Genomic DNA, 12,464 nt, shown 5'->3' with positions numbered 1-12,464 from the left:
AATTTTTATTTTATAAATTTCTAAATTTTTTAGAATTATTTTCCTACTGTTTCAGGGAATCTAGCTTCTGTAAATTCTCTAGAAATAGCAGCTTTTTCGAATTTTAATTTACCGCTCATGGTTTCTAAAATCACGCCATCTTCTACTACTTGTACAATTTTAGCATGCATACCAGAAGTGGTTACTACTCTAGCGCCTGGTTTTAGAGAATCTTGAAATTGTCTTTCTTTCTTTTGCTTGGTAGTTTGTGGTCTCAAGATTAAGAAGTAGAAGATTACAATCATTAAGACAAATGGTAATATCATTGAGAAGAAATCACCTCCACCTTGTGCTTGTAGAAATATTGTTGTAAACATTTTTTTATTTTTTAGGGTTGAATATCTGCTGAGAATCTAATTTCGATAGGAACTTGTGATACGTTTGCATACACTTCTGCTGATTTATACACTACACCATCAAAATTTGTAGAATCAAATTTTAGCGTAATTTTACCTTTTTGACCAGGCATAATTGGTTCTTTAGTATAATCTGGAGCAGTACATCCGCAACCTGGTTTTACCGCAGAAATAATCAAAGGATTTTTACCTGTGTTGGTTACTTCGTAAACGTGTTCTACCACATCTCCTTTTTTGATTTTTCCGAAATTAAAATCTGGTTCAGAAAGTGCTAATGTAGTTTCTGCATGATTTTTTGCTTCGCTTACCAAGTCACTTTGTTTTACTACTCTATCATCTGCAAAAGGATCTTTTTGCTCTGTTGTTGAAGTAGTAGCAGTTGATGTTTCTGCTGCTTCATTTTTTTTACAAGAAGCTAAAGTCAAAACAGCTAGTAAGCTTAAAACTAATATTCTTTTCATTGATTCTGATTTTTTAAAAATTTCCTCAAATTTAATCAAAATTTATGCTCTAGAAATATCTTTCGTGTATTTATCTAAGATTCCGTTCACAAAAATCTGACTTCTATCGGTAGCAAAAACTTTAGAAACCTCTATATATTCGTTGATAATCACTTTTGCTGGAGTGAGAGGGAAATTATCTATCTCTGTAATAGCTGTAATTAAAATCAATCTATCCATTAAAGAAATTCTTTCTAAATCCCAATTTTCAAGTCTTTCTTCGATTTTTTTCTCAGAATTTTCCCAGTGAGAAATGCTTTGTAGTAATAATTTTTTAGCAAAATGCCTGTCTTCTTCATCTTTAAGCATTTTGATTAAAGTATGACTCGGCTGATTTTGTTTCATAAAACCAATGGTCTTCTGAATCATAGAATTCGAGATATGGAAATCATCTGCCCAAGACAATTCTAATTCTTCTAAACGCTCATGAAAATCTTCATTTTCGGCAACATATTTTAGAAATAATTTCCCAACAAACTTTTGGTCTTCTTCAAAACTTAGGCTTTCTACGGCCATATATTCTTGGTAACGCTTACTCGCAACGATTCTCTGAAATGTTTTCACCAACAATTCATCGTGTAAGTCCCACTGATATTTTTTGTGTTTTGAGTTAAAGGAAAGTCTTTCTTCGTTTTGATCAAGTTGTAAAAAAACTTGATTATTCACGAATTTCATGTTAGGATTAAGGTCTTCTTCAGTCTTAATAAATTTATTTTTACCGATTTCAATTTGTCTTTCGGCAAGATCTTTTAATGCAACCAAGAAGTTGAGTTGATAAATATAGAGATAATAGATTTTTTCAATCTCTGTAAACATATTTTTCTCTAAAACATCAGTTTTTATAGGATTCTGATGATAAGAATATAGTGTCTGCACTACTTTTTCGCGGATTTGTCTTCTTCCTAACATTTTCAAAGAGCTTTTAATAAGATGCTGCAAAGATAGAAAAAAATGCTGGAAGTAAGAAACATGAAGCCAGAAGTTATTTTTGCTTCTTTTTCAAACTTATATTTTCTGTATTTTTGCAACTATGAATTCACTTAAAACGCTTAATCCTTACTTTTGGAAACACAGAGTTCTGCTATTCTGGGGCTTGCTATTTATCATAGCATCTAACTTTTTTGCTATTTATCAAGTACAGTTTGTAGGCCAGAGTGTAGATGTTATCAAAAGTGTTTTAGATAAAAAAAGTGTAGATAAAGAATTATTATTTAATACTTTACTGATTAATGGAGCCATTATCGTAGGAACTTCAGTTTTGTCTGGAATTTTTAGATTTATGATGAGACAAACCATTATTGTAGCTTCTAGAAGAATAGAATACGAACTCAAAAATAAAATTTACAGACATTATCAGGAACTTTCGCTTACTACTTATAAAAAAACCACAATTGGGGATTTACTGAACAGACTTTCTGAAGATGTAGTGGCGATTAGAATGTACCTTGGTCCTGGTGTAATGTATGTGGCGAACTTGGTGATTTTATTAGTCATCACGAGTATTTACATGCTCATGACTAATGTAGAGATGACACTTTGGACACTTATTCCTCTTCCTATTTTGTCTTTTCTAATTTACAAAGTAAGTTCTATTATCAATCGAAAATCTAAAATTATGCAGAAAAGCCAAAGTGCGATTTCTACATTTGTACAAGACAGTTTTTCGGGAATTAGAGTGGTGAAATTTTTCAACAAAGAAAAATACATCGAAAAAAATTATGGCGAAAAAGTAAAGGATTATCAAGACAAAGCATTAGATTTAGCCAAAACAGAAGCGTATTTCTTCACCATTATTTTATTTGTTATCGGTTTATTAAATGTTGCCATTTTATACATCGGTGGTAAAAATTATTTCGAAGGAAAACTTACAGTAGGAACCATTGCAGATTTCTTCATGTATATTAACATTCTGATTTGGCCATTTTCTATGGTAGGTTGGGTTTCATCTGTTAATCAAAGAGCTGCTGCTTCTATGACCAGAGTGAATGAATTTTTGGACATAAAATCTGAAATCGTCAACAAAAATTTCGACCAATATGAAATTAAAGGCGATATAGAATTCAGAAATGTATCATACACTTATCCAAATACAGGAATTAAAGCTTTAGAAAATCTAAGTTTCAAACTAGAAGCTGGGAAATCTATGGCAATTATGGGAAAAACGGGCAGCGGAAAATCTACAATCGCATTGTTACTATGCAGGTTAATTGATCCCGATGAAGGAGAAATTTTAATTGATGGGAAAAATCTAAAAGACCATAATCTAGAATTATACAGAAAACACATTGGCTATATTCCTCAGGAAAGTTACTTATTCTCAGATACGATTGAGAATAACATTGGCTTTGCAATAGACCATCCTACGCATGATTTGGTAGAAGAATTTGCAAAAAAAGCAGATGTGCATAAGAATATTGTAGAATTCAAAGACCAATACAAAACCATGGTTGGCGAACGTGGCGTAATGCTTTCTGGAGGGCAAAAACAGCGTATTTGTATCGCAAGAGCACTCATTAAAAAACCAGAAATCCTCATCTTTGATGATTCGCTTTCTGCACTCGATACAGAGACCGAAGAAAACATCCTTCAAAACATAGAAAAAGACATTAAATCTTGCACTTCTATCATCATAACTCACAGAGAATCAAGCGCAAAAAGAGCAGACTTCATATTAAATCTTAATGATTTAGATACTACGGAAACTTCGTAAAAACTTAAAAATTACGCTAAAATCTCAATTTCTTTAAAATTTATTTTGAGATTAAAAGAAATCTTTTATATTTGTTCAATAGGATTTCTAAAATAAGTAACAATGAGTGATTACAAGGAGAGAAACGAAAATGAAATTTTCACAAAGGTGTTGAAGGCAGGTAGAAGAACTTATTTCTTTGATGTGCGCGAAACAAAAGCAGGAGACTATTATCTTACCATTACAGAAAGTAAAAAGAATTTTGGTGAGAATGGAGAAGCAACTTTCGAGAAGCATAAAATCTATTTATACAAAGAAGATTTTGCAAGTTTCAGAGAAATGTTTAATGAATCTACAGATTTTATCATCGCTCAAAAAGGTGAGGACGTAATTTCTGAAAAACATGACAAAGACTTTAAGTCTAGATCTTTCACAATCGAATCTGACGACGAAGTATAAATAAAGCACTCCTTTTTTGGAGTGCTTTTATATTTCTAAATGATTCTTTTGATCCAAATTCTTGGATTATTTTTCTATTGATTTGGCGCTGGAATACTTGAAAATCTCATGCTAATAGTGAGATTAGTATCATTAGTCGCCGTATCTTTCAATACATAAGCTACTCTAGCTTTCACAGAACCGCTTTTTACAATTTGGTCTAAAATTTTAGAAGTATCAGGATCTAAATTGAGCGTATTCCCTATATTAGAGCCAATATCTGTTCTTTGAGCCACTAAAATTTCACCAGTATTATTTCCAGAAAGATAAACTTTAATGGATTTAAAAATTCCCAATTCGCCATTCGTACTCAAGTTGGTAGCAGTCGCTTTGGCGCTAGAAATTCTAATATCTTGAACCATGCTGGTTCCTGCTCCTACATATTGAGCGAAACTTGTAGCAGAAGACGTTACAGAAATTTCTTGATTTCCTGGCACTCCTGAAGAAACCAAAACATTAGTAGTATAAGGAACGGTATTCTGCACGATGCTTTGCACTGTACCACAACTCACTGTAGTAGCTGCAATTACAAAAGCTGATAAAATTAAATTTTTCATATTTACATTTTTTTATTTTATTCTACTGTCACGGAGATATTTCCCTTCAGTTTTCCTTCTGCCATTAGATTTTTGCCAAAAATAATCTTATAGGTTCCGCTTTGTTTTTTAGTATATTTCATTTCTCTCGAAAAAGGACCATCCGCAGAACCATCTGGTAAAATAATTTGATTGATTCTGAGATTTCTACCTTTCTCTACGGTATTGATTTTAGCAGAAAGAGTGGGCTTATTAAAATTTTTAATCACGAGAATAAATTGCTGGTTCTCATCTGTAAACTCTTCACCAATGGTAAATGGAAGTTGAGAAGCATCTACAGTTCTGATGATTTTATTACCTTCTACCGTTCTCATTGCACCTCGTCTTCCTTGTGATGGTTGAGACGAATTATTTTCCATGATTTCTGTTTTAGTGGTAGTTGTATTTGCATTTTGAGAAATTCCGTTGTTTGAACAACAACTCACTCCCAAAATAGAACTCCACAAAACATTAATTAAAATTTTCATATCATCTGGTTTATCATTAGCGAGCTAATATTATACCAAAGTTACTCAATAAATTGTAGAATATTCAGCTTGATGTAAATGTTGTAACAATTCGTTAGAATTCTAAAAATTTAGTGTTTCGTAGTAAAGAATTTTTGATAAAAACGGTTTTTTATTATTCAATTCTTTTTCGTAATTCGATCTTTCACTCATATCTTTCGGGAATTTTTCTTTAAGAATTTTATCATTGTAATTCAAAGAATACAGAAATTTAAAGTCTGCTTTTTCGTTCTTAATATTGTAAACTGTGGCAATATTTCCCCAATTGATAAAACTACACACCAAAATCGTTCCGTAGAAATACCAAACCATTTGGTTAAAAAGATATGCATTGGTTTTTTGCTGATGAATTTTAATGAAAGTAAAAATCAATCCAATAATGGCTAAAATTAAAAATGCATAAACACCTAATCTTTTGTAGGTTAAGCCTAAATTCAATACGTATTCAGAATTTTTTGCAAAAGCCGAAATCACTAAAACGGCATTCAGAAATACCCAAATTTTTGCCAAAATTTTCAAAGATTTCGCTTGTGTATCAAAATTGAAACTGCCTTTAAAATAGAACATAATCACACCTATTGCCATCACAATACTCGCAATTACCGCTCCTACTCTTTCGTGCGTTTCTTCGGCAAGTTGATTGGCCGTAGCTTTTGGCAATTCTACAAACTGCTCATAATTAAACGTGATGATAAAGAATAACAATAAAATATTCAATGCTACAAAGGAAACTACACCGCTTAATCTTTCAAAAGGAAGGTCTAGAAAATCGTATGTAGGTTTCAGTTTTTTGTCTTCATTCAAAAAATCGTTTTTCAAATAATGATTGTTCTTGATAAAAAATTCATAAATCGAAAAATTGAAATAATTAAAAGCCAAGAAAAACCCTAAAATACTTAACGCAATCACTTGCCAAAGATTAATATCTAATTCATAATCAGAAAAAAGCGAAGCAAAATGTGAACTTCCGTGCGTATAAATCGCAAAGAAAATCAACAGCAGAAAAGCTGGGATTAGAACCACCGCTAAAACTTTTTGCCAAAAACTTTCGGTTTTTCTCTTTGGTAACCATTGTTCCAACTGAAAAATACGGTAAATAAAAGTCACAAAATTAATCGCAAAAACAGGAATTACGAGAATGGATTTAAGTTCTTTGTTTTTGGAAGTGAAACCCAATAAAAAAAGCGAAGTGAAAATGGCCAAAAAAGAGGCAAAATCACCATACCAAGCAAAAGCAATACTGCTTAAAATGCTGGTGAGCAAAACTGAATAAAAAGTTCGAGTTTTGAATCTTTTTTCGGTATTAAAATAAGTAAGAACCGCTACTAAAATTCCTAAAATACCGATATTTAATCCAGGTTCTTGGTCATAAAACAGTACAACAAACATTGCTGTAACTAAAAAGATTAAGTGATGTGTTTTCATAAGATGTTTTTAAAAAAAATTAACTTCCCGCAACTGGACTTCCGAAAATCCCTACCGCTAATTCTGCCCAAATCAGAAATAATGCTAACAGAATTATTACGATGTAAAACATTCTTTTGGCATTCTTTTTCTCCATTTTTAGAACCATATCTACGCAAAATGCGGTTCCAAAAAGAAGAATTCCCGCGATTAAAAAGTCAAAACCAGACCAATTAATTTCTTTGGTAAACTGCATCCCAATAAACGGAATGACTAATAATAAAGCTGCAATTCCATAAATTGCGAAGCTTCTTTGTTTGCTTGTTATCATAATTTTTAATTTAAATTTCATTTAAAGTACTTTGAATCACAAAGTAAATTTCTAAAAAATTAAAGGATTGCTCCTTTTTGATTTTTGACTAATTGTTGTCAGTTGATTGTTTTAAATTTTCAATTCTCCACTTTCAATTTTCAATTTAAAAAATTACTTTCCTAATAATTTTTCTAAAGCTGACAGATGTTCTTCGAAAGCTTTTCTTCCTGCTTGTGTAACACGGTAAGATGTTTTTGGTTTTTTGCCTACAAATTCCTTCTTGATTTCTATGTAATTAGATTTTTCTAATGCAGAACTGTGACTTGCTAAATTTCCGTCTGTTACTTCTAAAAGTTGCTTCATTTCATTAAAATCAACCCAATCGTTAACCATCAGAACGGACATTATACCCAATCTGACACGGCTTTCAAATTCTTTGTTGAGTTGATGAATCTTTAACATTTAATTCAATTCTTTTACTAATTTATTTCTGATTTTATTTATACTTCTTATGCATTATCAAACCATAAACAATATGCAAAACTCCAAAACCAATTGCCCAGAAAAATAAACCATACCCTAAAAAAAACAGTGATACAATTCCTAATGCCATTTCGCACAATCCTAAATATTTAATGTCAGAAAAAGTGTAATTTCCAGCATTAAATAGCGCTAATCCATAGAAAATTAAAGTGGCAGGAGAAAGTAAACCATGTAAACCGTGATACAATAATCCTGCGCAAAATAAACCTCCAATTCCCAATGGAATGGCAAAATTATACAATAATTTTTTGGTGGTAGCATCCCAAATTTGAAGATGATGGGCTTTGCTTTTTTTTATGGTAAAATATGCTCCAGAAGAAATCGCTAAAACCATAATAATCATCGCCACAATAACCAAATGAGTAATGATATCTTTTTCATAGTATTTTACCGTTCCCTCGAAATAATCTACACCATTTTTTTTGAAAAAGAAATAAACATAAATAGCACCAGCTAAAGCAAATAATCCTGCAAAAACGCCTGAAATTCCGCTCAAAGAAATAAATCGAGAGCTTTTTTCCATCATTTTTCTGATGTGCTGCAAGTCTTCTTGGTAGTTTTTATTTTCCATAAATAAAGCACTTTGAAATACAAAGTTAATATTTATTTTGAAACTGCAAAATTAATTTGCAGTTTCTTTCTTATTTATTTCTCAGATTTTCTTTAATTTTTTCAATATTTTTCTTGGCTGTATCTTCTAGAATAAGACTTGCGCTCATGTGAATTCTTTCTGGGGAAAGCTCTGTAAAGTGCTCTGTTCCTTCCCAAGAAACTTTTTTGATTAAAGCTAAAGCATCTGAACTTCTACTCGCCAATTTTTCTAAAAATCGTGTTATTTCTGAATCCATTTCTGCAATCGTTGGAGAAACCGAATGGTAAATATTATGCTGTTCTGCCCAATTTGCGGTACGGAAATCGGCATCTATTGCCATCGCAGTAAATTGTGATTTACCTATTTTTCTTTCAACATAAGGTCCAATCACAAATGGCCCAATTCCTAAATTAATTTCGGTGAGTGCCAAACTTGCATTCTCTGTCGCAAAACAATAATCTGCAGCACAAGCAATTCCTACTCCACCTCCAGTCGTTTTTCCCTGAACTCTTACCACTACAATTTTTCTGCAAGTTCTCATGGCGTTGAGCACTTTAGCAAAACCCCCAAAGAAAGTTTTTGATATTTCTAAATCGTTGATTTCTAACAACTCATCAAAACTTGCTCCTGCACAAAACGCTTTTTCGCCCTCAGATTTTAGTAAAATGGCTTTTACTTCTTCTTTAGCCGCTTCGTCTAAAATGGTTTGTGCTAATTTTTCTAAAATTTCGCCGGGTAATGAGTTGCTTTTTGGCGTCCCGAAAGTGATTTCGGAAATATTATTTTTAATTTCTGATATTACAAATGGTAGCATAACTAGTTTTTTAAATTAGATTAAATTGTTCAAAATGATGCGTAAAATGTTTTCTGTGCATCAACTCCATCATTTCTTTATTGAGCTTTCCAAAGACAAAATGCATATGCTCCGCTTCTGGATTTTCTCTATAATAAATCTGATATTTCTGAAGATTTTCTAAAAATTTCTCTTTGGCTTGCTCCAGATTTTTATACTTCAACACTGGTAAAGTTCCATCTTCTGGAAGGAACGGCGCAGGAAAATCTTTTGGCATTTTTCGGTGATTGTATAGAGAATCTTGATACTTTTCTAAATGCTCTTCTGGTGTGAAGCATTTCTCAGCTTCTGGTTCACCCATGCTATACAGTATAGTTGTTTCTAGATGTTCCAACATTTGCTGAGCAGTCATTTTACCCCAATTCGGCTTCGTATTTTCAGTTAAACCATTCAATAATTTTTGAATATTTCTTCTATTTAGTTCAATGAAAGGAGATTTTTTTGCCACCAAAGTCAAAATGGTAGCTACACAAACCACTTCTTCTCTTTGATTCACTACCTCAACCAACCATTTTACTACTCCACTTGGAATATTTCTACCTTTTACACCTCTGTTGATTTTTTCTTTCGCCGTCAAATAAACGGTAATGGTATCTCCAGCATAAACTGGTTTAAAAAAACTTGCATTTTCCAGTCCATAATTCGCAATAACTGGCCCTTTTTTCCCTGAAACAAATAAACCAGCCGCTGCAGAAAGGATAAAATATCCGTGTGCAACGGTTTTGTCAAAAATAGTTCCATTTAAGCTGGTTGCATCTGTATGTGCATAAAAATGATCCCAAGAAACATTAGAAAAATTGACAATATCTGCCTCTGTAAAAGTTCTTCCTGCGGTTTCTAGAGAATCTCCAACTTCCACTTCTTCAAAATATTTTTGGAAAGGATGTTTATCACTGAATTTCTTTTCTGCACCTTGTGTATAAACTTTAGTAATCGCTGTCAAAACATCTGGCGAACCCTGAATCGCAGTTTTTTGAAGGAAAAAGTGAAGTCCATTTAAACCTCCCATTTCTTCGCCACCTCCAGCTCTACCAGGACCACCATGCATTAAAGTTGGCAACGGAGAACCGTGACCTGTACTTTCTTTGGCATTATCTCTATTCAAAACAAAAATTCTACCATGAGAACTCGCCATTTTCCAAGAAGTTTCTGCCACAAATTTCTCATCATGAGAAACAATAGAACCTACTAAACTTCCTTTTCCTCGTTTTGCTAAAGCTGCAGCTTCTTCTGCATCTTTGTATGGCATAATCGTAGAAACTGGGCCAAAAGCTTCGAGTTCGTGAGATATATTTTTTTCAAAAGGTTTATCATTATAAAAAACTTTCGGAGTAAAGAAAGCTCCGTTTTCGTAATTTGCATCTACCAAATCATGCTTTCCATCGTAGATGAGTTCTGTTTCTGCTTTTAAGAGATTTACTTTTTCTTCTAAAATCTGCATTTGTTCTTTTCCAACAATAGAGCCCATTTTGGTTTCTCTGCTTAATGGATTTCCAATTTTTGTTTGGTCAAGAGCTTTTGATAACGCATTTTGAACATCACCAACTAAATTTTCAGGAACAATAATTCTACGGATTGCCGTACATTTTTGTCCTGCTTTTGTAGTCATTTCATTTTTAACTTCTTTGATGAACAAATCAAATTCTGGAGTTCCCGGTTTGGCATCTAACCCAAGAATAGAACAGTTCAAAGAATCGGCTTCCATATTGAAACGAACTGCATTTCCCGAAATTGATGGAAGCGCTTTCAGTTTTCTACCAGTATTTGCGGAGCCTGTAAACACTACAGAATCTCCATCTTTTACAAAATCTAAAATATTGCCTGGTTCGCCACAAACCAATTGAACTGCACCTTCAGGAAGATAACCGCTTTCTATCATGTCTTTGAAAACTTCATTCGTAAGATAAGAACTGTACGGCGAAGGTTTTACAACGGCTGGAACTCCTGCCAAAAGCGATGTTGACAATTTTTCTAACATTCCCCAAACTGGAAAATTATACGCATTGATTTGCACAGAAACGCCTTCACTTGGTGTCAAAATATGCGTTCCGAGATGCGTTCCGTTGGCAGAAATTTTCTGAGTTTCTCCATCTACCCAAAATGGTGTATTGGGAAGCATTCTTTTCGCCAAACCTGAATAGGTGAAAAAAGTACCAAAACCGCCTTCTATATCTACCCAAGAATCAATATGAGTGGCACCTGTTTTGTAAGAAAGTTCATAATATTTTTTCTTTCTTTCTAAAAGATACAATGCAATTTTTTTAAGCATTTCTCCACGGTCGTAAAAAGTCATAGAAGACAAGTTTTTATAACCTATGGTTCTACCAAAATGCAATGCTTCTTCAAAATCTAGTCCCGAAGTATCTGAAATGGCAACCAGTTCTCCGTTTACAGCATTGTAAAGCGGAATTTCGTGGCCGTTTCCTTCAATCCATTGTCCTGATATGTAGTTTTTTAGTTTCATTTTATGTGAGGATGTTAGATTTTAGATGTTTTGAGTTTCTTGAAAATAAATTTTAATATCATAAAAAGTAAAAATAGAATAATTGCCAAATCAAAAATAAAAACTAAATAAATTATGATTTCTGAAAATGGAAATTCCTGATTTTTAATAAATTGTTCTTGTTGTTTTGATTGCGCGTGTTCTAATGAATCTGAAATTCTCAAACCTTCTTGATTTAGATAAAACCCAAAAATATTTAGTGCAATTAGAAAAATCACTCCAAGAATTACAAAAAATATTTTTTTTGAAAATTTCATTATAAATTTTGGCTAAAGCCAATTGCTTTTTTATTTTTTTAAAAACGGGCTAAAGCCCGTTTCTATTGAATTTATTTTTCGTGGTTAAGATACTCAAATTTTAAATTTTGGAAAAATGGTGAAATTGTAACGAAATTGCGCCCCGACTTGAGTGGAGCTCTTTTTATTTTTTTAAAATAAAAAAGCGGGAACGGAAGGCGGAAATTTGGCGCCATTACTTCGTCCAAACGGAGTAATCTACAATTTTGGTGGGCGTTTGTTCTACAAATTCTATGTATGGTTCGCATGGTTGAATGGCGGTTTTTCCTTCACGAGCCAGTTCTTGATAAATAGCGGTTCCTTTGGTTTTCCAAGCAATCATTTCGTCTGAAACTTCGCGAATAATTTTCGCAGGACTGCCAACTATCAATTTTCTATTTTCCGAAATAAAACCAGTGGGAACAAAACTCAACGCACCAATAATACATTCGTCTCCAATTTTGGCATTGTCCATTACGACGGCATTCATCCCAACCAAACAATTTTTGCCAATGTGCGCCGAATGAATAATCGCGCCGTGACCAATATGCGCCGATTCTTCTAAAATAGTCGGAATTCCCGGAAAAACGTGAAGCGTACAGTTTTCTTGAACGTTTGCGCCGTCTTTGATGATGATTTTTCCCCAATCTCCACGCAAAACTGCATTAGGACCGATGTATACTTCTTCCCCAATTTCTACATTTCCTATAATTACCGCTTGAGGATGGATGTATGCTGATTTTTTGATGATGGGTTTTATGCCGTGGTATGAATAAATATTTGCCATATATTTTTAT

At 32.9% G+C, this 12,464-nt stretch carries 14 protein-coding genes; 2 read left to right on the top strand and 12 right to left on the bottom strand.

Annotated features, from left to right (window positions below):
* Positions 1-35: 35 nt before the first annotated feature.
* The 3 genes from yajC to nusB are packed head-to-tail and all read right to left on the bottom strand — an operon-like array spanning position 36 to position 1,804.
* Positions 36-356: a preprotein translocase subunit YajC gene (gene yajC, locus KKQ79_RS13300; RefSeq protein WP_069800706.1), complete on the bottom strand. Its 321-nt coding sequence runs from the start codon at positions 354-356 to the stop codon at positions 36-38.
* 11 nt (positions 357-367) lie between these two features.
* Complete coding sequence (locus KKQ79_RS13295; RefSeq protein ID WP_213190549.1) at positions 368-856, bottom strand: DUF1573 domain-containing protein; 489 nt, start codon at positions 854-856, stop codon at positions 368-370.
* A gap of 42 nt (positions 857-898) precedes the next feature.
* Entirely contained in the window at positions 899-1,804 is a 906-nt protein-coding gene (gene nusB / locus KKQ79_RS13290; RefSeq protein ID WP_213190548.1) for a transcription antitermination factor NusB, read from the bottom strand.
* A 121-nt stretch (positions 1,805-1,925) separates the two neighbouring features.
* Here nusB and KKQ79_RS13285 point away from each other — a divergent pair, with 121 nt between their 5' ends.
* Together KKQ79_RS13285 and KKQ79_RS13280 are read left to right on the top strand one after the other, a co-directional pair.
* On the top strand, positions 1,926-3,605 hold the full coding sequence (locus KKQ79_RS13285) for an ABC transporter ATP-binding protein (RefSeq protein ID WP_213190547.1): 1,680 nt from the start codon (positions 1,926-1,928) through the stop codon (positions 3,603-3,605).
* A 102-nt stretch (positions 3,606-3,707) separates the two neighbouring features.
* Positions 3,708-4,043, top strand: coding sequence for a DUF3276 family protein (locus KKQ79_RS13280; RefSeq protein WP_069800699.1), 336 nt, complete (start codon positions 3,708-3,710; stop codon positions 4,041-4,043).
* Between the two features lie 74 nt (positions 4,044-4,117).
* Here KKQ79_RS13280 and KKQ79_RS13275 read toward each other — a convergent pair whose 3' ends face one another.
* The 9 genes from KKQ79_RS13275 to KKQ79_RS13235 all read right to left on the bottom strand — a co-directional run bounded on the left by KKQ79_RS13275 (position 4,118) and on the right by KKQ79_RS13235 (position 12,454).
* On the bottom strand, positions 4,118-4,639 hold the full coding sequence (locus KKQ79_RS13275) for a hypothetical protein (protein ID WP_213190546.1): 522 nt from the start codon (positions 4,637-4,639) through the stop codon (positions 4,118-4,120).
* Between the two features lie 17 nt (positions 4,640-4,656).
* Positions 4,657-5,145: a hypothetical protein gene (locus KKQ79_RS13270; RefSeq protein ID WP_213190545.1), complete on the bottom strand. Its 489-nt coding sequence runs from the start codon at positions 5,143-5,145 to the stop codon at positions 4,657-4,659.
* 102 nt (positions 5,146-5,247) lie between these two features.
* Positions 5,248-6,609: a DUF4153 domain-containing protein gene (locus tag KKQ79_RS13265; protein WP_213190544.1), complete on the bottom strand. Its 1,362-nt coding sequence runs from the start codon at positions 6,607-6,609 to the stop codon at positions 5,248-5,250.
* A 19-nt stretch (positions 6,610-6,628) separates the two neighbouring features.
* Complete coding sequence (locus tag KKQ79_RS13260; protein WP_213190543.1) at positions 6,629-6,919, bottom strand: hypothetical protein; 291 nt, start codon at positions 6,917-6,919, stop codon at positions 6,629-6,631.
* A gap of 153 nt (positions 6,920-7,072) precedes the next feature.
* Entirely contained in the window at positions 7,073-7,363 is a 291-nt protein-coding gene (locus KKQ79_RS13255) for a winged helix-turn-helix domain-containing protein (RefSeq protein WP_213190542.1), read from the bottom strand.
* A 34-nt stretch (positions 7,364-7,397) separates the two neighbouring features.
* The gene (locus KKQ79_RS13250; protein ID WP_213190541.1) at positions 7,398-8,015 is read right to left on the bottom strand and encodes a hypothetical protein; all 618 of its coding nucleotides are present in this window, start codon (positions 8,013-8,015) and stop codon (positions 7,398-7,400) included.
* A 70-nt stretch (positions 8,016-8,085) separates the two neighbouring features.
* On the bottom strand, positions 8,086-8,850 hold the full coding sequence (locus KKQ79_RS13245) for an enoyl-CoA hydratase/isomerase family protein (RefSeq protein ID WP_213190540.1): 765 nt from the start codon (positions 8,848-8,850) through the stop codon (positions 8,086-8,088).
* A 10-nt stretch (positions 8,851-8,860) separates the two neighbouring features.
* Positions 8,861-11,353 (bottom strand): phenylacetic acid degradation bifunctional protein PaaZ, encoded by a 2,493-nt coding sequence (gene paaZ / locus KKQ79_RS13240; protein ID WP_213190539.1) that lies wholly within the window; start codon positions 11,351-11,353, stop codon positions 8,861-8,863.
* A gap of 510 nt (positions 11,354-11,863) precedes the next feature.
* Positions 11,864-12,454 carry an acyltransferase gene (locus tag KKQ79_RS13235; protein ID WP_213190538.1) on the bottom strand — a complete coding sequence of 197 codons (591 nt, stop codon included), beginning with the start codon at positions 12,452-12,454 and terminating at the stop codon, positions 11,864-11,866.
* Positions 12,455-12,464 lie beyond the last annotated feature (10 nt).

The sequence above is a fragment of the Cloacibacterium caeni genome (genome assembly GCF_907163125.1).
Classification (GTDB): Bacteria; Bacteroidota; Bacteroidia; order Flavobacteriales; family Weeksellaceae; genus Cloacibacterium; species Cloacibacterium caeni_B.
Note: the sequence above shows the minus strand (reverse complement) of the source record. Positions and strands in the feature narration are given on the sequence as shown.